19 protein-coding genes and 1 pseudogene are annotated in these 21,730 nt (G+C 63.1%); 13 read left to right on the forward strand and 7 right to left on the reverse strand.

The window, feature by feature from the left end; all coding sequences use genetic code 11:
* Positions 1-6 precede the first annotated feature (6 nt).
* From EV691_RS00355 to sdhC, 5 genes are all read right to left on the reverse strand, one after another.
* Positions 7-2,838: a 2-oxoglutarate dehydrogenase E1 component gene (locus EV691_RS00355; RefSeq protein WP_039803705.1), complete on the reverse strand. Its 2,832-nt coding sequence runs from the start codon at positions 2,836-2,838 to the stop codon at positions 7-9.
* A gap of 242 nt (positions 2,839-3,080) precedes the next feature.
* A complete protein-coding gene (locus EV691_RS00360) occupies positions 3,081-3,800 on the reverse strand; it encodes a succinate dehydrogenase iron-sulfur subunit (RefSeq protein ID WP_039803703.1) in 720 nt (239 codons plus the stop codon).
* Between the two features lie 11 nt (positions 3,801-3,811).
* The gene (sdhA, locus tag EV691_RS00365) at positions 3,812-5,584 is read right to left on the reverse strand and encodes a succinate dehydrogenase flavoprotein subunit (RefSeq protein ID WP_039803701.1); all 1,773 of its coding nucleotides are present in this window, start codon (positions 5,582-5,584) and stop codon (positions 3,812-3,814) included.
* Between the two features lie 3 nt (positions 5,585-5,587).
* Complete coding sequence (gene sdhD, locus EV691_RS00370; RefSeq protein WP_039803699.1) at positions 5,588-5,956, reverse strand: succinate dehydrogenase, hydrophobic membrane anchor protein; 369 nt, start codon at positions 5,954-5,956, stop codon at positions 5,588-5,590.
* On the reverse strand, positions 5,950-6,333 hold the full coding sequence (sdhC, locus tag EV691_RS00375; RefSeq protein ID WP_169531105.1) for a succinate dehydrogenase, cytochrome b556 subunit: 384 nt from the start codon (positions 6,331-6,333) through the stop codon (positions 5,950-5,952). Before sdhC ends, sdhD begins: the two co-directional genes overlap by 7 nt.
* Before the next feature lie 374 nt (positions 6,334-6,707).
* Here sdhC and gltA point away from each other — a divergent pair, with 374 nt between their 5' ends.
* A complete protein-coding gene (gene gltA, locus EV691_RS00380) occupies positions 6,708-7,988 on the forward strand; it encodes a citrate synthase (protein WP_131298039.1) in 1,281 nt (426 codons plus the stop codon).
* Between the two features lie 103 nt (positions 7,989-8,091).
* Here gltA and EV691_RS00385 read toward each other — a convergent pair whose 3' ends face one another.
* Positions 8,092-8,343 carry a YkgJ family cysteine cluster protein gene (locus tag EV691_RS00385; RefSeq protein WP_089168345.1) on the reverse strand — a complete coding sequence of 84 codons (252 nt, stop codon included), beginning with the start codon at positions 8,341-8,343 and terminating at the stop codon, positions 8,092-8,094.
* Between the two features lie 158 nt (positions 8,344-8,501).
* On the opposite strand from EV691_RS00385, the pseudogene EV691_RS23680 reads away from it, so the two are divergent.
* The 4 genes and pseudogenes from EV691_RS23680 to EV691_RS00405 form a co-directional block, all read left to right on the forward strand.
* A pseudogene (locus EV691_RS23680) lies at positions 8,502-8,594 on the forward strand (DMT family protein); the annotation flags it as partial.
* A gap of 149 nt (positions 8,595-8,743) precedes the next feature.
* Entirely contained in the window at positions 8,744-9,301 is a 558-nt protein-coding gene (locus EV691_RS00395) for a 3'-5' exonuclease (RefSeq protein WP_131298037.1), read from the forward strand.
* A gap of 62 nt (positions 9,302-9,363) precedes the next feature.
* Entirely contained in the window at positions 9,364-9,645 is a 282-nt protein-coding gene (gene ppnP / locus EV691_RS00400) for a pyrimidine/purine nucleoside phosphorylase (protein ID WP_089168347.1), read from the forward strand.
* A gap of 202 nt (positions 9,646-9,847) precedes the next feature.
* Positions 9,848-10,051: a PA1571 family protein gene (locus tag EV691_RS00405; RefSeq protein ID WP_131298035.1), complete on the forward strand. Its 204-nt coding sequence runs from the start codon at positions 9,848-9,850 to the stop codon at positions 10,049-10,051.
* A gap of 3 nt (positions 10,052-10,054) precedes the next feature.
* Here EV691_RS00405 and pdxB read toward each other — a convergent pair whose 3' ends face one another.
* Positions 10,055-11,197, reverse strand: coding sequence for a 4-phosphoerythronate dehydrogenase PdxB (pdxB, locus tag EV691_RS00410; RefSeq protein WP_131298033.1), 1,143 nt, complete (start codon positions 11,195-11,197; stop codon positions 10,055-10,057).
* Here pdxB and EV691_RS00415 point away from each other — a divergent pair.
* The 8 genes from EV691_RS00415 to EV691_RS00450 all read left to right on the forward strand — a co-directional run bounded on the left by EV691_RS00415 (position 11,196) and on the right by EV691_RS00450 (position 21,719).
* Positions 11,196-12,701: an MATE family efflux transporter gene (locus tag EV691_RS00415; protein WP_131298031.1), complete on the forward strand. Its 1,506-nt coding sequence runs from the start codon at positions 11,196-11,198 to the stop codon at positions 12,699-12,701. The two genes, pdxB and EV691_RS00415, sit on opposite strands and share 2 nt — an antisense overlap.
* A gap of 535 nt (positions 12,702-13,236) precedes the next feature.
* Positions 13,237-13,449: a hypothetical protein gene (locus tag EV691_RS00420; RefSeq protein ID WP_131298029.1), complete on the forward strand. Its 213-nt coding sequence runs from the start codon at positions 13,237-13,239 to the stop codon at positions 13,447-13,449.
* 92 nt (positions 13,450-13,541) lie between these two features.
* Positions 13,542-13,988, forward strand: a complete 447-nt coding sequence (locus tag EV691_RS00425; RefSeq protein WP_131298027.1) for a low molecular weight protein-tyrosine-phosphatase — start codon at positions 13,542-13,544, stop codon at positions 13,986-13,988.
* A gap of 32 nt (positions 13,989-14,020) precedes the next feature.
* Positions 14,021-16,237 (forward strand): polysaccharide biosynthesis tyrosine autokinase, encoded by a 2,217-nt coding sequence (locus tag EV691_RS00430; protein WP_131298025.1) that lies wholly within the window; start codon positions 14,021-14,023, stop codon positions 16,235-16,237.
* Between the two features lie 66 nt (positions 16,238-16,303).
* Positions 16,304-17,581, forward strand: coding sequence for a Vi polysaccharide biosynthesis UDP-N-acetylglucosamine C-6 dehydrogenase TviB (gene tviB / locus EV691_RS00435; RefSeq protein WP_131298023.1), 1,278 nt, complete (start codon positions 16,304-16,306; stop codon positions 17,579-17,581).
* The gene (locus tag EV691_RS00440; protein ID WP_131298021.1) at positions 17,578-18,681 is read left to right on the forward strand and encodes an NAD-dependent epimerase/dehydratase family protein; all 1,104 of its coding nucleotides are present in this window, start codon (positions 17,578-17,580) and stop codon (positions 18,679-18,681) included. Before tviB ends, EV691_RS00440 begins: the two co-directional genes overlap by 4 nt.
* A gap of 55 nt (positions 18,682-18,736) precedes the next feature.
* Positions 18,737-20,521, forward strand: coding sequence for an ABC transporter ATP-binding protein (locus EV691_RS00445; RefSeq protein WP_131298201.1), 1,785 nt, complete (start codon positions 18,737-18,739; stop codon positions 20,519-20,521).
* Positions 20,522-20,972: 451 nt separating this feature from the next.
* Positions 20,973-21,719, forward strand: coding sequence for an ATP-grasp fold amidoligase family protein (locus EV691_RS00450; RefSeq protein ID WP_242672516.1), 747 nt, complete (start codon positions 20,973-20,975; stop codon positions 21,717-21,719).
* Positions 21,720-21,730 lie beyond the last annotated feature (11 nt).

Below are 21,730 nucleotides of genomic sequence, written 5' to 3' on the forward strand. Positions count from 1 at the left end.
AAGGCGTTAAACAGTGAAAGCATCCTGCAGCAGTTTTTCCTGCTGCTCGGCATGCATCGACGCGTAACCGCAAGCCGGGGCGGCCGAGGCTTCGCGACCGGCATACTGAAGGAGCAGGTCCTTCTGATGCGCGCTGGCGACACGACGCATGTGATGCTGGCTGCAATACCAGGCACCCTGGTTCATCGGCTCTTCCTGACACCAGACCACGTGCTTGAGGTTGGTGTAGGGCGCCATGACCTCGGCCAGCTCCTCTTCCGGGAACGGATAGAGCTGCTCGATGCGGACGATGGCGATGTCCTCGCGACCCTCGGCACGACGCTTGTCCAGCAGGTCGTAGTAGACCTTGCCGCTGCACATGACCAGACGCTCGACCTTCTTCGGATCGAGGCTGTCGACCTCCGGCAGAACCGGATGGAAGGAGCCGTGAGCCAGGTCTTCCAAGGTGGAGATCGCCGACTTGTGGCGCAGCAGCGACTTCGGCGTCAGGACCACCAGCGGCTTGCGCAGCGGGCGGATCACCTGGCGACGCAGCATGTGGTAGACCTGCGCCGGGGTGGTCGGCACGCAGACCTGGATGTTCTGCTCGGCGCACAGCTGCAGGTAGCGCTCCAGACGGGCGGAGGAGTGCTCCGGCCCCTGGCCTTCGTAGCCGTGCGGCAGCAGCATGGTCAGACTGCACAGACGGCCCCACTTGGTCTCGCCGCTGCTGATGAACTGGTCGATCACCACCTGGGCGCCGTTGGCGAAGTCGCCGAACTGGGCTTCCCAGATCACCAACGCGTTCGGCGTGGTAGTGGCGTAGCCGTATTCAAAGGCCAGCACGGCCTCTTCCGAGAGGAAGGAGTCGTACAGATCGAACGTCGGCTGCCCCTCGTAAAGATTCTGCAGCGCGATGTAGCGGCTGGCATCCTTCTGGCTGTGCAGCGCAGCATGACGGTGCGAGAAGGTACCGCGACCGACGTCCTGGCCGGTGATACGCACCGGATGGCCTTCCTTCAGCAGGGTGGCGTAGGCCAGAGTCTCGGCGCAGCCCCAGTTGATCGGCATGGCGCCGACGCCCATACGGTCGCGATCCTCGAGGATCTTGGCGACCTGGCGCTGGACCACGAAACCTTCCGGGATCTGCAGCAGTTTGGCGTTCAGCTCCTGCAGGGTCTTCAGGTCGAAGCTGGTGTCGTGGCGGGCAGTCCAGGCGTGGCCCAGGTACGGGGTCCAGTCGACGAACAGCTCGGTGTTCGGCTCCTTGACCAGGCTCTTGAGCACGTGCTGACTGTTGTCCAGCGCAGTACGGTACTCGTCACCCTTGGCCTGGACTTCTTCCTGGCTCAGGCTGCCTTCCTTGACCAGGGCGTCGGCGTACAGCTCGCGGGTGGTACGCTGCTTGGCGATCTGCTTGTACATCAACGGCTGGGTGCCGCTCGGCTCGTCGGCCTCGTTGTGACCGCGACGACGGTAGCAGACCAGGTCGATAACCACGTCGCGCTTGAACTGCATGCGGTAGTCGACGGCCAGTTGGGTCACGAACAGCACGGCCTCCGGATCGTCACCGTTGACGTGCAGAACCGGCGCCTGAATCATCTTCGCCGGATCGGTGCAGTACTCGGTGGAGCGGGTGTCGGCCGGGTTGCTGGTGGTGAAGCCAACCTGGTTGTTGACCACGATGTGGATGGTACCGCCCGTCTTGTAGCCGCGGATCTGCGACATCTGGAAGGTTTCCATCACCACGCCCTGGCCAGCGAAGGCCGAGTCACCATGGATGGAGATCGGTACCACCTGGCCGCCGGTGGTGTCGCCGCGACGGTCCTGACGGGCGCGTACGGAGCCCTCGACCACCGGGGAGACGATTTCCAGGTGCGACGGGTTGAACGCCATGGCCAGGTGCACTTCGCCACCCGGAGTCATCACGTTGGAGGAGAAGCCCTGGTGGTACTTCACGTCACCGGAGCCCAGCTCGACCAGCTTCTTGCCTTCGAACTCATCGAACAGGTCGCGCGGGTTCTTGCCCAGCGCATTGACCAGCAGATTCAGACGGCCGCGGTGGGCCATGCCGATGACGACTTCCTTGGTGCCGTAGGAGCCGGAGCGCTGGATGATCTCGTCGACAACCGGAACCAGGCTCTCGCCGCCTTCCAGACCAAAACGCTTGGTGCCCGGGTACTTGGTGCCCAGGTACTTCTCCAGGCCTTCGGCAGCGGTCAGACGCTCGAGCAGGTGGCTCTTCACCTCGCGGGAGAACACCGGACGACCGCGCACGCTTTCCAGGCGCTGGGCGAACCAGTTGCGCTGCTCAGAATCGACGATATGCGTGAACTCTGCGCCGATAGTGCGGCAATATGTCTCCTGCAACGCCTGCAGAATTTCGCGTAGGGTCGCCTCTTCCTTGCCGATGTAGAGTTCACCGGTACGGAAGGTGGTATCCAGATCGGCGTTGGTCAGCCCGTAATGGGTGATCGACAGGTCGGAAGGCGCAGTGCGCTCCCACAGACCGAGCGGGTCAAGTTGCGAAGCCTGATGGCCGCGCGTGCGATAGGCCTGGATCAGACGCAGGACTTCGACCTGCTTCTTCTCGTGTTCGGTGCTTACGCTGGAGGTTGCGACCGGCTGTGCGCGACGCTGATTTTTCGCCAGCAAGACGAACTGGTCACGGACCGGAGCGTGCGGAACGTCAGTGGAGATACCGGCGTCGGCGGGCAGTTTCTCGAAGTAGGTGCGCCACTCTTCGGGCACAGCATTGGGGTCGTGGAGGTAGAGCTCGTAGAGCTCTTCCACATAAGCAGCATTTCCACCGGAAAGGTGGGCACTGTTCCACATGCGCTGCATAACGCTATCTTGCATGCTTGGTCACCCTTGTGAGGGGACACCACCGGCGCGAGCCGCACATGGTCGATCCAAAGTCATGGAGCAGCGACTTTGGTAAAGCCACTACGGATCCCACAGATAGTCCGGACATTTGCCCGGATGCCCCTGCTAGTCAAATTCTTCATAGGAGCGCGGCTTCATGAGCTGCGGATCCAGCTTTGCCTGCGACGCCAGGATCGCTCCCGACGCCACAGGTATACGGTGTTGCCAAGAGCCGATCAGGTACCGCTACGCAGCAGCATGTCGCGCACGTGACCGATGGCCTTGGTCGGGTTCAGGCCTTTCGGGCAGACATACACGCAGTTCATGATGCCGCGGCAACGGAATACGCTGAACGGGTCATCCATGGCAGCCAGACGCTCTTGGGTCTTGGTGTCACGGCTGTCGGCCAGGAAGCGATAGGCCTGCAGCAGTGCAGCGGGACCGAGGAACTTGTCCGGGTTCCACCAGAAGGACGGACAGGAGGTCGAGCAGCAAGCGCACAGGATGCACTCGTAGAGACCGTCCAGCTTCTCGCGCTCTTCCGGGCTCTGCAGACGCTCGATGGCCGGGGCGGGAGTATTGTTTTGCAGGTAGGGCTGCACCTTCTCGTACTGCTTGTAGAAGATGCTCATGTCCACGACCAGGTCGCGGATGATCGGCAGGCCGGGCAGCGGGCGAATCACCAGCTTGCCGTCGGTCACCGTGCTGGACAGCGGGGTGATGCAGGCCAGGCCGTTCTTGCCGTTCATGTTCATGCCGTCGGAACCGCAGACGCCTTCACGGCAGGAGCGACGGTAGGAGAAGCTGCTGTCACCCTCTTTGATAAGGGCCAGGACATCGAGAACCATCAGGTCCTTGCCATCGATGTCGACGTTCAGATTCTGCATGTAGGGAGCAGAGTCCTGCTCCGGATTGTAGCGATAAACGCTAACTTGCAATGTCTTGGGCAGCGACATATCGATAACCCTTAATAGGTACGCACTTTGGGTTCAAACGCCGGAACGGTCTTCGGCGCGAAGTTGACGGCACGCTTGGCCACGCGCTTCTCACCCGGGAAATACAGGGTGTGGCACAGCCATTCCTTGTCGTCACGCTCCTCGAAGTCCTCACGGGCGTGGGCACCACGGGACTCCTTGCGGGTTTCCGCAGCGATCGCGGTGGCCTCGGCCACTTCGAGCAGGTTCTGCAGCTCGAGCGCCTCGATGCGGTCGGTGTTGAACGCCTGGCTCTTGTCGTTGATCTTGACCTGAGCGACGCGCTCGCGCAGTTCGGCCAGTTGGGCGATACCCTTCTGCATGTATTCGCCGGTACGGAACACGCCGAAGTAGTTCTGCATGCAGTTCTGCAGCTCTTTGCGCAGGGGAGCGACTTCTTCGCCGCTGCTGCGCTCGTTCACGCCGGACAGGCGCTTGAGCGACTCGTCGAGGTCGGACTCGGAAGCACCGCGGTATTCGATGCCTTCCTTGAGCGCCTTCTCCAGGTGCAGACCGGCGGCGCGGCCGAACACAACCAGGTCGAGCAGCGAGTTGCCGCCCAGGCGGTTGGCGCCGTGCACGGATACGCATGCCACTTCGCCCACGGCGAACAGGCCTTCGATGATCTTGTCGTTGCCGTTGGCGTCCTGGGTGATGGCCTGACCATGGATGTTGGTGGCCACGCCACCCATCATGTAGTGGCAGGTCGGCACGACCGGAACCGGAGCGGTCACCGGGTCGACATGGGCGAAAGTCTTGGACAGTTCGCAGATGCCGGGCAGACGGCTGTGCAGTACTTCCTCGCCGAGGTGGTCGAGTTTCAGCAGCACGTGGTCGCCATCCGGACCACAGCCGTTGCCGGCGATGATTTCCTTGACCATGGAGCGCGCCACCACGTCGCGGCCGGCCAGGTCCTTGGCGTTCGGAGCATAACGCTCCATGAAGCGCTCGCCGTGCTTGTTGATCAGGTAGCCACCCTCGCCACGGCAACCCTCGGTCACCAGCACACCGGCACCGGCGATGCCGGTCGGGTGGAACTGCCACATCTCGATGTCCTGAACCGGCACGCCGGCACGCAGGGCCATGCCCACGCCGTCACCGGTGTTGATCAGGGCGTTGGTAGTCGAGGCGTAGATGCGACCGGCACCGCCGGTGGCCAGAACCACGGCCTTGCAGCGGATGTAGACGGTTTCGCCGGTTTCGATGCAGATGGCGATGATGCCGACCACGGCGCCGTCCTGGTTCTTCACCAGATCGACTGCGTACCACTCGTTGAGGAAAGTGGTGTTGTTCTTCAGGTTGCCCTGATACAGGGTGTGCAGCAGTGCGTGACCGGTACGGTCGGCAGCAGCGCAGGTACGGGCAGCCTGGCCGCCGTTGCCATAGTCCTTGGACTGGCCACCGAACGGACGCTGATAGATGCGGCCGGTTTCGGTACGGGAGAACGGCAGGCCCATGTGCTCGAGTTCGAATACGGCTTCGGGGCCGACCGAGCACATGTATTCGATGGCGTCCTGGTCACCGATGTAGTCGGAGCCCTTGACGGTGTCGTACATGTGCCAGCGCCAATCGTCGTTCGGGTCGGCCGAGGCGATGGCGCAGGTGATGCCGCCCTGGGCGGACACGGTGTGCGAACGGGTCGGAAATACCTTGGTGACTACTGCAGTCTTGTGACCGCCCTGAGCCAGCTGCAGGGCAGCACGCATGCCAGCACCACCACCGCCGACGATGATTGCGTCGAAGGAAAGCGTACGAATGTTAGCCATGAATCAGATACCCCAAAGAATCTGCACACCCCAGACGAAAAACGCGAACATGGCGATGCCACACGCGGCCTGGAAGAGGAAACGCACAACGGTCGCCAGCTTGCCCAGCGCCATCGGAGTCAGGTAGTCGGTCGAGATGGTCCACATGCCAACCCAGGCATGCACGCTCAACGCGACGAGAGCCAGCAGACTGAAGACCCGCATGCCGGTAGAGGAGTACAGGCCATGCCAGTCGGCGTAGGTCAGATCCGAGCTGAAGAACAGGTAACCCAGCAGGAAGAGGGTGTATACCGCGAGAATGACCGCGGAGACACGCTGAGCCATCCAGTCGTAAAGACCCGAGCGCGAGAAATTCGTGACATTAGTTACCATATCCAAACTCCCGACAGCAGGATCAGCGCCACCGAAACGCCGATAACGATTTTCGAGCCCTTGGTGCCGCCTTCCAGCGTTTCACCGATGCCCATGTCCATGATCAGATGGCGCACGCCGGCCACCAGGTGGTACAGCAATGCAGACACCAGGCCCCATGCCACCAGCTTGACCAGCGGACTGGCCAGATACCCTTTCACCTGCTCGAAGCCTTCCTCCGACGACAGAGACTTGTCGAGCCAGGACAGCAGCACGACAATCCCCAGGAAGAGGACGACACCAGAGATACGGTGAAGAATGGACGTGTAAGCAGTGACAGGAAGTTTGATTGTCCTAAGGTCTAGGTTTACAGGTCGTTGGCTTTTCACGGCTTTCATTCACTGTGAGAGCCCTGGCGAGCAGGGCGAAGTTGTTGGGATGTGCACTGGTCAGGTACCCACCACCCAGAGAGCGGCAACCGCCAGAATACGCGGCTTCAAAGCCTCTGGCGGTCGGTTGCCGAGTATAGACAGTTAGGGTACTAATGACAACGCAAGCGCCCTCAACAAAGTAGTGATTGCGCGATCGCCACTAATCACGTAAATAGTTTCTTTTTGCGTGCAATCCGTTCTGAAACGAGCGCTCCACTACTACTTTGGTGCAGATTGCTTTCAGACTCGTCACCTCTATAGTGACGCTCTATAGAATAGAGGCGGCTCCGCATGGGGCCCGCCGAAGATACCTAGCAGAAAGCTCAAAAAGGAGGCCACCCATGGCTGACAACAAAGCGCAGTTGCACATCGGGGACAAAACCGTTGAACTGCCCGTCTTGACCGGCACCGTCGGTCCCGATGTGATTGATGTACGGGGACTGACCTCAACGGGCCGTTTCACCTTCGATCCTGGCTTTATGTCTACCGCCTCCTGCGAATCGAAGATTACCTATATCGACGGTGACAATGGCATCCTGCTGCACCGCGGTTATCCGATCGAGCAACTCGCAGAAAAATCCGATTATCTGGAAACTTGTTATCTGCTGCTGAACGGCGAACTGCCGAACGCCGATCAGAAAGCGAAGTTCGTCAGCAATATCAAGAACCACACCATGGTTCATGAACAACTGAAGAACTTCTTCAACGGTTTCCGTCGTGATGCTCACCCGATGGCCGTCATGTGCGGTGTCGTCGGCGCCCTCTCCGCCTTCTATCACGACTCGCTCGACATCAACGATCCGCAGCATCGTGAAATCTCCGCCATTCGCCTGGTCGCCAAGATGCCGACCCTGGCTGCCATGGTCTACAAGTATTCCCTCGGCCAGCCGATGATGTATCCGCGTAACGATCTGGACTACGCGGAAAACTTCCTGCACATGATGTTCAACACTCCGTGTGAAGTGAAGCCGATCAGCCCGGTAGTCGCCAAGGCCATGGATCGCATCTTCGTCCTCCATGCGGACCACGAGCAGAACGCCTCCACCTCCACCGTGCGTCTGGCCGGCTCCTCCGGTGCCAACCCGTTCGCCTGTATCGCTGCCGGCATCGCGGCCCTGTGGGGTCCGGCACACGGCGGCGCCAACGAAGCCGTGCTGACCATGCTCGACGAGATCGGCGATGTTTCCAACATCGAGAAGTTCGTGGCCAAGGCCAAGGACAAGAACGATCCCTTCAAACTGATGGGCTTCGGCCATCGCGTCTACAAGAACTTCGACCCGCGCGCCAAGGTCATGAAGCAGACCTGCGACGAAGTGCTGTCCGAACTGGGCATCAACGATCCCCAGCTGGAACTGGCCATGAAGCTGGAAGAAATTGCGCGCAACGATCCTTATTTCAAGGAGCGCAATCTCTACCCGAACGTCGACTTCTACTCCGGCATCATCCTCAAGGCTATCGGCATTCCGACCAGCATGTTTACCGTGATCTTTGCCCTGGCACGTACCGTCGGCTGGATCTCCCACTGGAAGGAAATGCTCTCCGGTCCGTACAAGATTGGCCGTCCGCGCCAGCTGTACACCGGCTACGAGAAGCGCGATTTCGTCTCGGTGGAAAAGCGCTAAGCGCTTTCCCGCGGAGGGAAAAAGGCTGCGTTTACGCAGCCTTTTTTATTTGTCGCCGAAGCTGTTGATCAGGCATCGAGCGCCAGCATCGCCCAGACCTGCATCAGCCCGTCTCCCCTTCCAGCCACTCGATCAACTGTAATGCCTCCTCCCGGCTGCTGCCGCAGACAGCCGCATCCGCCCCGAAGGCAGAACACACCGCCGGCCGCTCGGGCTTGTCGAACAAGGCGCACAGATTGTCCACGGAAAGATGCAGGCAACGCTCGCCCGCCGGCTTGCCAAGCGGCATGCCCGGGAGCGGCGAACTGATGGAGGGGGCAATGCAGCAGGCACCACAGCCCGCGCGACATTTCATGATCGAACCTCGCAATGCGATCAACGTCCTGGGAAAGTCGAGTATCCTACCGCCGGACCTGACGAATCGCTAAGCCCATCCCAGCAGATATCCTCTCCCGCTTCTTGACCATTCGCCCGCTCGCTCCTGTTCCGGAGTTCCGTCTCATGTCAGTCTGACTGCAAACTGCGCTGCTGCTCAGTCTTTCGAACATCTTCATGACTTTTGCCTGGTACGGCCATCTGCGTACCCTGAACAGCAAGCCCTGGGTCAACCTTCGCAGCTGACCGACCCTGCAACCATGCGGCTCGTTGCCGGCGTCCCCAGCCGTTGGCCCGGTACGGGTTCGGGAAGAGGTTACACTGAACCACTACAGCCGCCAGCAAGGCAGGCGCCCCCGCACGGAGCTCAGGAGTTGCCCATGGACAAGTGGTTGGTGATCGATCTGGAAGCCACGACAGACGAGGGAGGCTGGCCGGTGAAAGACATGGAAATCGTCGAAATCGGTGCCAGTCTGGTGGACAGAGAGGGCCATGAACTGGATCACTTCAAGCGCTTCGTGCGCCCGTTGCGCCGCCCCTGCCTGACCGCCTTCTGCCGCGAACTCACGCACATCGCCCAGTCCGACATCGACACCGCCGCCCCGTTGTCCATGGTCTGGAAGCAGTTCGAGCATTGGCTCGCCCCCCACCGCCCACGCCTGGCAGGCTGGACCAGCTGGGGCGACTACGACCGCCGACAACTGGAGCAGGAATGGCGCCGCCATGGCCTGGCCAGCAGCCTGGCGACAGCGCCTCATATCAATCTGAAACAGCGTTTCGCCGATACTCGCCAGCTGAAGCGTGCGGTCGGCCTGAAGGCCGCCCTGCAGCTTGCCGGCATGAGCTTTCAGGGTCAGCAGCACCGGGCCCTGGAAGATGCCCGCAACACGGCCCGCCTGCTGCCACTGGCAGCCCTGCCCAACGCGCAAAGCGGATGACGCGGCAAAACGCCTTATGCATACTTGCGGGCCTTTTCTCACCCTTTCCTGAGGATTCAAGCATGTTCAAGGTCAACGAGTACTTCGACGGCACCGTCAAATCCATCGCTTTCAGCATGAGCCAAGGCCCGGCCACCATCGGCGTGATGGCAGCAGGCGAATACGAATTCGGCACCAGCCAGCTGGAGATCATGCACGTGATCGCCGGCGCCCTGACCGTCAAGCTGCCGGGCAGCGAGCAATGGGAAACCTTCCCGGCCGGCAGCCAGTTCACCGTCCCGGCCAACAGCAAGTTCCAGCTGAAGGTCGCCACAGATACTGCCTATCTCTGCGAATACCGCTGACCGAAACGGCCCCTGGAGCACCGGCCGGAACTCCAGGGGACGAACGAGCCGCAGCAGCAACTCACCCTGCCCCGGCACAGCCTCATGATCCTTTCCCCCGAGCCAGCCACTACGCGCAGCAGGCAGGTTCGCCGCCCCTCGCACCATGTCAGCCGGCTAAACTGCAGAGTGCAGCTCATCAACGGATGGGAGACCGAGCACCATGAGCCCGCACCAGCACAGCCCCCAGCGTCATTCCACCCGACCGCGCTCCCGCCAGCCCAGCGGCGGCGCCCTCATCGACGAGCAGGGTCGGGAAATCCCCATCACCGAAGGCATGATCCAGAAGGCCTGCCGCCTTCTGGACAGGAACTGGGTAGCGGCTCCGCGCCAACCTCCTACAGCCTCCCGCGAGCCGGATGACTGACGCCTAGACCGGCAAGGCCCCCAGCGCCCGCACCAGTTGCCGCAACAGCGGGGCCTCGCCGCTCAGCCGCACGCGCAACCCATCGATTTCCCGGCGCGGCGGATAGTGCTTGCGCAGGGCATCGAAGGCGCTGCATCGGGCCAGCTCGTCACCACCCAGGCTGCGCCGGAAATCGGCGTCGTCGTGGCGTGGGTCGTACACGGCCCGGCAAAGCATCGCCAGCGCCCACGCCGGATCGGCGCCGCTATCCAGCCCCAGCTCGTAGAGCCAGGGCGGCGGCAGCAGCTCGTCCAGCTGCACACTCGGCGGCACGCCCAGATGTTCGCAGAAGGCCCGGTAGACCTGTGCCGTGCCGCGCAGCTTGCCGTCCAGGCTGTAACCGGCGATGTGCGGCGTGGCGATGTGGCAAAGCCCGGCCAGCGCGACATCCACCTGTGGCTCTCCTTCCCAGACATCCAGCACCGCCTGCAGATCGCTGCGGGCCGCGAGCACCTCGCGCAGCGCCCGGTTGTCGACCACCGCGCCGCGACTGGCGTTGATCAGCCAGCTGCCCGGCCGCAGCTGCGCCAGCTGCTCGCGGCCAAGCAGGTGCCAGGTCGGATGCGCCCCCTCGCGGGTCAGCGGTGTGTGCAGGCTCAGCACATCGCACTCGCGCAGGACGGTGGGCAGATCGACGAAGTCGCCCTCCTCGACCGCCTGGCGCAGCGGGTCGCACACCAGCACGCGCCAGCCCAGCCCGCGCAGCACCTCGACCAGCCGTCCGCCGACCTGGCCAGCACCGATCACCCCATAGCAGCGGGAGGCCAGATCGACGCCCTGCCGCTCGGCCAGACTGAACAGACTGCCCAGCACGTAATCGACCACGCCGCGGGCATTGCAACCCGGCGCACTGGCCCAGGCAATCCCGCGCTGGCGTAGATAATCGAGATCCAGATGGTCCGTGCCGATGGTGCAGGTGCCGACGAAACGCACCCCTCTGCCCTCCAGCAGGCCGGCATCGACCCGGGTGACCGAGCGCACCAGCAGCACCTCGGCATCGGCCAGCGCCGCGCGCTCGATGGCGCGCCCGGGCAACTGGCGGATCTCGCCGAAGGCGGAAAAGAAGGCATCGATCAGGGGAATGTTTTCGTCGGCGAGGATTCGCATGGCAGGCTCCTTTCAAGGAGACTCATTCTATGGCAAAGGGCGACTGGCCGCGGGGCATCGCGCATTTCCCGCAATCCCTTCAGGGCGTAGACTAGCCGCCCTCCCCCACCAGCGAATACCGGACATGCCACGCGAACCGCGCCTGCAGCGGCTGCGCCGCGAACTGCGCGCCCTCGCCAGCCTCGCCCTGCCGATCATCGTCGCGCAGCTGGCGCACATCGCCATGGGCTTCGTCGACACCCTGATGGCCGGCCGGGTCGGGCCTGCCGACCTCGCCGCGGTCGCCCTCGGCAACTCGCTCTGGGTACCCACCTACCTGCTGACCACCGGCATCCTGCTGGCCACCACGCCCAAGGTCGCCCACCTTCACGGTGCCGGCCGGCAGCCGGAAACCGGCCCGCTGGTCCGCCAGGCGCTCTGGCTGGCCCTGGCCGTCGGCAGCGCTGCCGCCCTCCTGCTCTGGAATGCTGAACCCGTACTGCACCTGATGCAGGTCGAACCCGCCCTGATCGGGCCGACCATGGGCTACCTGCGCGCAGTCGCCTGCGGCATCCCGGCCGTGGCGCTGTACCACGTGCTGCGCTGCTTCAGCGACGGCCTGGGCCATACCCGGCCGAGCATGCTGATCGGCATCGCCGGCCTGCTGCTGAACATCCCCGCCAACTACATCTTCATCCACGGCAAGTTCGGCCTGCCGGCCATGGGCGGGGTCGGCTGCGGCTGGGCGACCGCCTTGGTGATGATCTTCATGCTGCTGGCCATGCTCTTCTGGACCCGGCGAGCGCCGTGCTACCAGCCGAGCCGGCTGTTCGGCCGCTTCGACCGACCGCACTGGCCGGTCATCCGCCGCCTGCTGGGGATCGGGCTGCCGATCGGCGTGGCAGTGTTTGCCGAGGCGAGCATCTTCTCGGTGATCGCCCTGCTGATCGGCGGCCTGGGCGCCAAGGTGGTCGCCGGGCACCAGATCGCCCTGAACTTCTCCGGCCTGGTGTTCATGATCCCCTACTCCCTGGGCATGGCGGTCAGCGTCCGCGTCGGCCATGCCCTGGGCCGTGGCAGCCCCCGCGACGCCCGCTTCGGCGTCGGCGCCGGAATGGCCAGCGCGCTGGGCTTCGCCGCCCTGGCGGCCGGCGCCATGCTGCTGCTGCGCGAGCAGATTCCGCACATCTACAGCCGCGACCCGGCGGTGATCGCCATTGCCGGCGGCCTGCTCCTCTATTCCGCGCTCTTCCAGTTCTCCGACGCCATCCAGGTGACCGCCGCCGGCGCCCTGCGCGGCTACCAGGACACCCGCGCGATCATGCTGATCACCCTGTTCGCCTACTGGGGCATCGGCCTGCCGATCGGCTATTGCCTCGGCCTGACCGGCTGGCTCGGCGACCCCAGCGGCCCGCGCGGACTCTGGCAGGGCATGGTGATCGGCCTGAGTTGCGCCGCCCTCCTGCTCGGCGCCCGCCTGGCCCGCAGCGCACGACGGCACATCCATGCGTCCGGTGCGGCTTGAGCCTTTTCCGACGGACTGCCTTCCCGTCCGGAAATTTCCCGTGAACCAGCCCCTCGCACCATCAGGCGCAGCTTCCGCCCATCCAATGAGCAGTCATCGATGTCGCTCGAACGGCGCTTCGCTTTCCGAGGAGTTCCCCATAGCCGAACCTGGAACACAAGCGAAGCACTTATTGTTGTCGGCCAGACGAGAGTGAAGCCACTTCCACCGATGAAACCGTAGCCAACTTGATAGTTGCAGAAAAGTTCATTCGAACTGACCAAACGACATCAGAATAATGCTGGAATTTCTGCCTTTCCCACCGGCATCGACCACTTATCGGCCGGCAGCTAGCCAAGAAAGCCCTCCAAAAAACCTGAACTACACTTTGCAACTTCTGACTGGATATGCTGCTGTGGTTCAGCAAGGCACTATTAAGTTGACACTAAACAACAAACAGGAATAACCATAGTAAAATTATAAATATAAAAGTAATCCACGAAGTACCCTGCTGTTGTTCGCACGGTGGATTAAGTGCCGAGCAAGAGTTCCGGCGATGACCATGATCGAAGTACCGAACGCAGGCCTGAACGAGGCGGTGCACCGCTGTCCGCACGTCCCGAAATGGCCCTGTACTCGTCTTCAGGAGGCCGACGCCAAATCCTGGGGCGGTAGCGTACCCGAAGAAGAGGACGAATCGACCGTAGACATGCAAGAGCTTGCAACTCTTCGGCACACCTGCTTCAGGAAGTTCCAAAAGCTTCTTTGATGACAAGCCCGCTCCGAATATTCAGGGCAGCGGCAAAACCTGTCCACGCTTAATTTCCATGCCCCAGCGCCACAACTTTGGAAGCCTATAAAGTGCTCGAACGGATACTGATCGTCTGCATCGGCAATATATGCCGAAGTCCCTGCGCCCAAGCATTGATGAACGAGGCGCTTTCCCGCGACAAGCGGAACATGAAGATCGGCTCTGCCGGGCTGGCGGCGCAGGTCGGCCTGCCGATGGAGCCCACCACCCGCGCGGTACTCCTCGAACACCGGCATCGTCCTCCGCTACACAGGGCCTGCCAGCTGGAGCGCAGCATGCTGCAGCAGGCCGATCTGGTGCTGGCCATGGAGCGCCGCCATATCGACGGCATCTACCGGATCGCCCCCGAAGCACGCGGCAAGACCTTCCTGCTCGGCAAGTGGCAGGGCGAGCTGGAAATCCAGGACCCGTTCCGCCGGGAGCGCACGGCCTTCGAACAGGCCTATCGACAGATCCGCACGGCCGTCGAGGCATGGACCGTGCGCCTGGGTCACTGACAGCCGGAGCGCCTCCTCCAGGGAAATCCATCATGTACCCCACTTCCGCCCCCCATCAGCAGGAGCACGAGGATGCCGGCATCGACCTGCGCAAACTGCTCGGCGCCCTGCTCGACCACAAATGGCCGATCATCGGCGTGACCGCCCTGTTCTGCCTGGGCGGCGCGCTCTACGGCATGTTCGCCACGCCCATCTACCGCACCACGGCCCTGGTCCAGATCGAGAAGAAGAGCGGTACCGTCCCCGGGCTGGAGATGGGCGGCGACGTCAACGCCCAGACCTCCAGTGCCAGAACGGAAATCGAACTGCTGCGCTCGCGCAGCGTGATCGGCCAGGCGGTCGACAACCTGCATCTCGATGTACGGGCCACTCCCCAGCGCTTTCCGCTGATCGGCGACTACCTCGCCCGCCGCCATCGTGGCCCGGGCCTGGCGGAGCCATTCCTCGGCCTGGAGGAATACGCCTGGGGCGGCGAGAAGATCGAAGTCCTCCGCTTCGAGGTCGACCCGCAGTGGGCGGGCAAGCGCCTGGTAGTGACGGCCGCGGACAACGGCGCCTTCAACCTGCAGGACGGCGAGGGCAGACCACTGCTCCAGGGACGGGTCGGCGAAGCCATCGACCAGCAGGGCATCCGGCTGCAGATCCATGAACTGCAGGCGCGGCCGGGCACCCGCTTCACCCTGAGCAAGGGGAGCCGGCTGAGCACCATCCGCACCTACCGGGGGGCGCTGCAGCTCAGCGAAGTGGGCGGCGACACCGGTCTGATCACCGTGGCCATGAACCATCCCGACCCTCGGCATGCCAGCCGGGTGGTGGATGAAATCAGCCGCCTGTTCGTCCGCCAGAACGTCGAGCGCATGTCCGCCGAGGTCGATGGCAGCCTGGAGTTCCTGCGCACCCAGCTGCCGGAGGTGCGCCGCGACCTGGAAAAGGCCGAAGACGCGCTGAACGACTACCGCAAGCGCCACGGCTCCGTCGACATCGGCATGGAAACCGGCACCGTGCTCAACCAGGCCGTGGGCCTGGAAACCCGCCTCTCCGAGCTGAGGATGCAGCAGGCCGAGCTCGACCGCCGGTTCACCCGCGAGCATCCGGCCTACAAGACCCTGTTGATGCAGATCCACGGCCTGACCCAGCGCAGGAACGAGATCGCCAGGCGGATGCAGGGCCTGCCGGAAACCCAGCAGGAGCTCCTGCGCCTGTCGCGGGACGTCCAGGTCAGCACCGCGATCTACACCCAGCTGCTGAGCAGGACCCAGGAACTCGACCTGGTCCGCGCCGCCACCATCGGCAACGTGCGCATCGTCGACCAGGCGGTCATCGAAGGCGGAACGGTCGCCCCCGACAAGACCTTCATCCTGGTGGTCGCCACGCTGGTCGGGGCGCTGCTGGCGATCGGCGTCGTGCTGCTGCGCAAGCTGCTCAACCCGGGTCTGGAGACCCCGGAGGCCATCGAGCAGCTGGGCCTGCCGGTCTACGCGGCGGTACCCTTCAGCGAACACCAGGCGCACTTCAAGCCCCGGCGCCGCCGGGCAGCCGGCAGTCCCGCCCAGGTCTCCCCGCTGCTCGCCCTCGGCCAGCCGCACGATCCGGCGGTGGAAGCCCTGCGCAGCCTGCGGACCAGCCTGCACTTCATCATGCTCGGCGCACAGGACAACCGCCTGGCCATCTCCGGCCCAGGCCCGCAGGCGGGCAAGAGCTTCGTCTGCGCCAACCTGGCCGCCGTCGTCGCCCAGACCGGCAAGCGCGTGCTGCTGGTCGACGTGGACATGCGCAAGGGCCAGCTGCACAGACTGCTGGGCATGGAAGAGGCCGGCACGGGACTGTCCGACCTGCTGGACGGACGCTGCGACCTGGCCGACGCGATCCGCGCGACCCCGGTCGAAGGCCTGTTCCTGCTGTCGCGGGGACAGATTCCGCCGAATCCGTCCGAACTGCTGATGCATTCCAACTTCAGCGCCGTCCTCCAGCAGGCCAGCGCCAGCCACGATCTGGTCATCCTCGACACCCCGCCGCTGCTGGCCGTCACCGATGCCGCCATCGTCGGCCGGCAGGCGGCCACCACCCTGATCGTGGCCCGCTTCGGCGTGAGCTCCGCCCGCGAGATCGAGCTGACCGTCAGGCGCTTCGCGCAGAACGGCATCGAGATCAAGGGCGCCATCTTCAACGGAATGGAAAAGCGCGCCGGCACCTACGGCTACGGCCACGCCGCCTACTACCACTACGAGTACAAGCCGGACAACGCCTGAGCACAGCCCTCCGCTCGAGCCGCTGCCGGATCGAGCCCCTCCCAGCCGACCGCCACGGGCACCGCCATGCACAACCTGGAAGACCTGAAACTCGCCATCATCGGCCTCGGCTACGTCGGCCTGCCGCTCGCGGTCGAATTCGGCAAGCGCCGGCCGGTCGTCGGCTTCGACATCGACAGCACGCGCATCGCCGCCCTCGAGGCCGGCCACGACCGCACACTGGAAGTCGATGACCACGAATTGCGCGAGGCCCGCCAGCTCCGCTACAGCGCCGACATCGCCAGCCTGGCCGAATGCAACTTCTACATCGTCACCGTGCCGACGCCGATCGACTCCCACAAGAAGCCCGACCTGACGCCCCTGATCCGCGCCTCGGAAACCATCGGCCAGGTGCTGAAGCGGGGCGACATCGTCGTCTACGAGTCCACCGTCTACCCCGGCGCCACCGAGGAAGGCTGCGTGCCCGTGCTGGAGCGAGTCTCCGGCCTGGTGTTCAACCGCGACTTCTACGCCGGCTACAGCCCGGAACGGATCAACCCCGGCGACAAGGAACACCGCATCACCGGCATCCGCAAGATCACCTCCGGCTCCACCCCCGAGGTGGCCGAACTGGTCGACGCGCTGTACCGGCAGATCATCACCGCCGGCACCTACCGGGCCGGCAGCATCCGCATCGCCGAGGCGGCCAAGGTCATCGAGAACACCCAGCGCGACCTCAACATCGCCCTGATCAACGAACTGGCGGTGATCTTCAACCGCATGGGCATCGACACCGAGGCGGTGCTGCAGGCGGCCGGCACCAAATGGAACTTCCTGCCGTTCCGTCCCGGCCTGGTCGGCGGCCACTGCATCGGCGTCGACCCCTACTACCTGACCCACAAGGCCGAAGCCATCGGCTACCACCCGGAGATCATTCTCGCCGGCCGGCGCCTGAACGACGGCATGGGCAGCTACGTGGTGTCCCAGCTGATCAAGGCCATGCTCAAGCGGCGCATCCAGATCGACGGCGCGCGCGCCCTGGTCATGGGCCTGACCTTCAAGGAAAACTGCCCGGACCTGCGCAACACGCGCGTCGTCGACATCATCCAGGAGCTGCGCCAATACAACATCTCGGTCGACGTCTACGATCCCTGGGTCGATGCCGACGAGGCCCAGAAAGCCTACGACATCAGGCCGCTGAGCGCTCCGCCGGCCAATGCCTACGACGGCATCATCCTCGCCGTCGCCCACCACCAGTTCCGCAGCATGGGCGCGTCGAGCATCCGCCGCTTTGGCAAGCCCGACCACGTCCTCTACGACCTCAAGTATCTGTTCAAGCCCGACGAAGCGGATCTGCGCCTATGACACCCTACCAACGCCTGCTCCTCGAGCTGCCGCAAACGCCCGCCACCTGGCTGATCACCGGGGTGGCCGGCTTCATCGGCTCCAACCTGCTGGAAACCCTGCTCGGACTCGACCAGTGCGTGGTGGGCCTGGACAACTTCGCCACCGGCCACCCGCGCAACCTGGAAGAGGTCCGCCAGCGGATCGCCCCCGAGCGCTGGGCCAGGTTCCAGCTCATCCGCGGCGACATCCGCAACCTGCACGACTGCCGCCAGGCGCTGATCTTCGTGCCAGCCGCAACGGGAAGCCCGCCCCGCCCGGTCGAGCACGTCCTCCACCAGGCGGCCCTCGGCTCGGTGCCGCGCTCGCTGGAAGACCCCATCGCCACCAACGCCAGCAATGTCGACGGCTTCCTCAACATGCTGGTGGCCGCTCGCGACGCCGGGGTCAAGAGCTTCACCTACGCCGCCAGCAGCGCCACCTACGGCGACCACCCCGGCCTGCCCAAGGTCGAGGAGCAGATCGGCAGACCGCTCTCCCCCTACGCCGTGAGCAAGTACGTCAACGAGCTGTACGCCGACACCTTCGCCCGCAACTACGGGTTGCCCTGCATCGGCCTGCGCTACTTCAACGTCTTCGGCAGGCACCAGGACCCGGAGGGTGCCTATGCCGCGGTGATCCCGAAATGGATTGCGGCGATGCTGCGCGACGAGGAGGTGTTCATCAACGGCGACGGCAGCACCAGCCGTGACTTCTGCTACGTCGACAACGCCGTGCAGGCCAACCTGCTCGCCGCCTGCGCCGGAGCCGAAGCGCACAACCAGGTCTACAACATCGCCGTCGGCGAGCGCACCGACCTCGAACAGTTGTTCCGGAAGCTGAAGCAGAGCCTGGCGAAAAACGGCGTGCGCTACGCCAAGGCGCCGCGCTACCGCGACTTCCGCCCCGGCGACGTGCATCACTCCCTGGCGGACATCGGCAAGGCGCAGCGCCTGCTGGGCTACGCCCCGCAATATGACCTGCAGGCCGGCATCGCCCAGGCCATGCCCTGGTACATCGCCCAGAACCTCGCGCCGGCGCCCAGCTCATCCTGGCCGCACACGCAACTGGCCGCACGATGACAGGTGAATGCCCTTCACCAGCCAACCTCTTGACCATCGGAGCAAGCCCTTGCCCATGCACGATACCGCCCCTTCACTACGCCATATCCTCGAACGCCTCTACGCCCATCTGTCCAGACGCCGACGCCTCCAGCTGCTCGGCCTGATCCTGCTCATGCTGGTCGGCATCCTGGCCGAACTGGCGACCTTCAGCGCCGTGCTGCCCTTCCTCGCGCTGCTGGCCGACCCGGAGAAGGCGCAGGACTATCCGTTGCTGCAGCAGCTGTTCAGCCTGGTCGGCTGGCGACACGAGAACATCCTGCTCCCCGCCAGCCTGCTGTTCGGCTCGATGGCGGTACTCGCCGCGCTCATCCGCATCACCCTGACCTGGGCCAGCAGCAAGACCACCCACGGCATCGGTTACGACCTGGGCGTCGAGGTCTACCGGCGCACCCTGCTGCAGCCCTACCGCTACCATGTGGCGCGCAATACCAGCCAGATCATCGCCGGCATGGGCAAGGTCCAGAGCGTGGTCGGCGGCCTGCTCATGCCGCTGATCAACGCCCTGATCGCCAGCCTCATGACGCTGGCGATCTTTACCGCCCTGATCCTGATCGACCCGGCAGTCGCCCTCGCCGCCGGCCTGCTGTTCGGCCTGCAGTACCTGCTGGTCAGCCTGGGTACCCGGCGCAAGTTGCGGAAAAACAGCCGGATCATCGCCCAGGCGCACAATGTTCGCCTGCAGGCCATACAGGAAGGTCTCGGCGGCATCCGCGACATCCTGATCGACGGTTCCCAGACGCCCTATGTCAAGCGTTTTCGCAAGGTCGACGCCGACCTGCGCAAGGCGCAGGTGACCAATGCCTTTCTCGGTGGAGCGCCCCGTTACCTGATCGAAGCCATCGGCATGCTCTCCCTCGCCGTGCTGGCCTATGGCCTCAGCCAGCGCGAGGGCGGCCTGGCCGCCGCCCTGCCGGTACTGGGCGCCCTGGCGATCGGCGCGCAGCGCCTGCTGCCGCAGATGCAGCAGCTCTATCACTGCTGGGCGACCATCATGGGCAGCCGGGGCAATATCGAGGATGTAATGGATCTGCTCGCACAACCCATTCCCGCCGAGTACCTGAAACGGGAACCGCCACGGCCAATACCCTTCGAGCGGAGCATCGAGCTGCGGGACATCTGCTTCCGCTATTCTCCCGAAGGTCCCGAAGTGCTCCGGCACCTGAACCTGGAAATCGCCAAGGGCAGCCGCGTCGGTTTCGTCGGCAAGACCGGCAGCGGCAAGAGCACCACCCTGGACCTGCTCATGGGCCTGCTGGAGCCCACCGGCGGCCAGATCCTCATCGACGGCGTCGCCCTGACCCCGGCCAACCGGCGCGACTGGCAGGCCCACATCGCCCATGTGCCGCAGAGCATCTACCTGTCCGACACCACGATCGCCGAAAACATCGCCTTCGGCGTCGAACGCCGCGACCTGGACTGGAACCGCCTGCGCGAGGCGGCCGGCAAGGCGCACATCGCCGAGTTCGTCGAAGGCCTGGCCGAGCAGTACGACACCCGGATCGGCGAACGCGGTGTGCGCCTGTCCGGCGGCCAGCGCCAGCGCATCGGCATCGCCCGCGCGCTCTACAAGAAGGCCGACGTGCTGATCTTCGACGAGGCCACCAGCGCTCTGGACAACCTCACCGAAAGCCATGTGATGGATGCAATCGACAATCTTGGAAGCGATCTGACCGTACTGATCATTGCACACCGCGTATCGACGCTCAGCAATTGTGGCTGCATATACGAGCTTGAAGGTGGGACTCTGTTGCGCATAGGCAATTACCAGCAGATCTTGTGTTCGCCGATCAGTTCCTGACGATTTTTCAAAGATGCTTGAGGTTTTGGTGGCTTGCCGTGCCGAATGCCGGCCACTGCGACAACAGGGATAAAGGCTCGTCGACCAAGCTCCAGGATCTCCCTGGAAGCACATCCAGCACGCAGTAAGCATTTGTAGGCCTCTATATTTGCGACTTGGTCAGAAGGTGCAATCGAAGGAAGCATATGGAAAGCCAGGGCAGTGCACACCACATGCTGAATCAAGCCTCCCTTTATCCAAGGCAACACACGCCAACAAAATGTCAGACATCAAACACACAATCAGGGAAAAAATTCCCCAGCGAGCGCTCCTTCTTCACAGAAAGGTCCAGAAACTTCTACACCAGAGACTCCCCGATCAACTTTTCTATCAGCGACAATACTTTCTGCTATATGGAAGACACTGCAACTTCAAAAGACCACAACACTTTACCGAGAAAATATTCCACAGAATGCGTTATCCCTCCCCCATATTTTCCGTCCTGGCCGATAAGGTTTGCGCTCGTGATTACATAGCAAAAACCGTGGGCAGCCAATATCTGCCCACCCGCTATCTCGTCTGCGAACAGGTGACGGTGGAAACCTTCGAAACGCTGCCAGACAGCTTCGCGATGAAAGCCAATCATAGCGCCGGGCAAGTCATACTGGTTGTCGACAAGCACCAGGAGAATTTACAGAGGCTGGCGCAGACTGCCAATACGTGGCTGAAAAAAGACTATTCCCGGACCTTCCGGGAAAAGCATTACGCCAGCATCCAGCCCAGGATAATCTTCGAAAAGGCCCTGCTTTCCAATGGCAAGCCACCGGACGATTACAAGTTCAACGTATTCAACGGCGAAACCGGCAGCCCCCCTTATGTATTCATACAAGTCATGCAGGGCCGGTTTGAAAACCTAACGCAGAATCTGTTTCTCGAAGACTGGTCCGCTGCCCCTTTCAATCGCGTTGAAAAGAAACCCAGCACAGACCCGCATCTAGCATATCCTCCCAAAGAACTACCGGAAATGCTCGACATCGCCAAAAGGCTGGCGGCTCCTTTCAGCTATTTGCGGGTGGACCTCTATCTTTATGATGGAAAAATATATGTTGGAGAACTAACTTTCACACCAGCTGCTGGCGAGTTTAAATTATCACCTCCAGAATGGGATCTAATACTGGGCCGAAAATTCGGCTGGCCTGAAAAACTGCCATCTGCCTGACCGACTGGAAA

The sequence above is a fragment of the Azotobacter chroococcum genome (assembly GCF_004339665.1).
In the GTDB taxonomy this organism is placed as follows: domain Bacteria; phylum Pseudomonadota; class Gammaproteobacteria; order Pseudomonadales; family Pseudomonadaceae; genus Azotobacter; species Azotobacter chroococcum.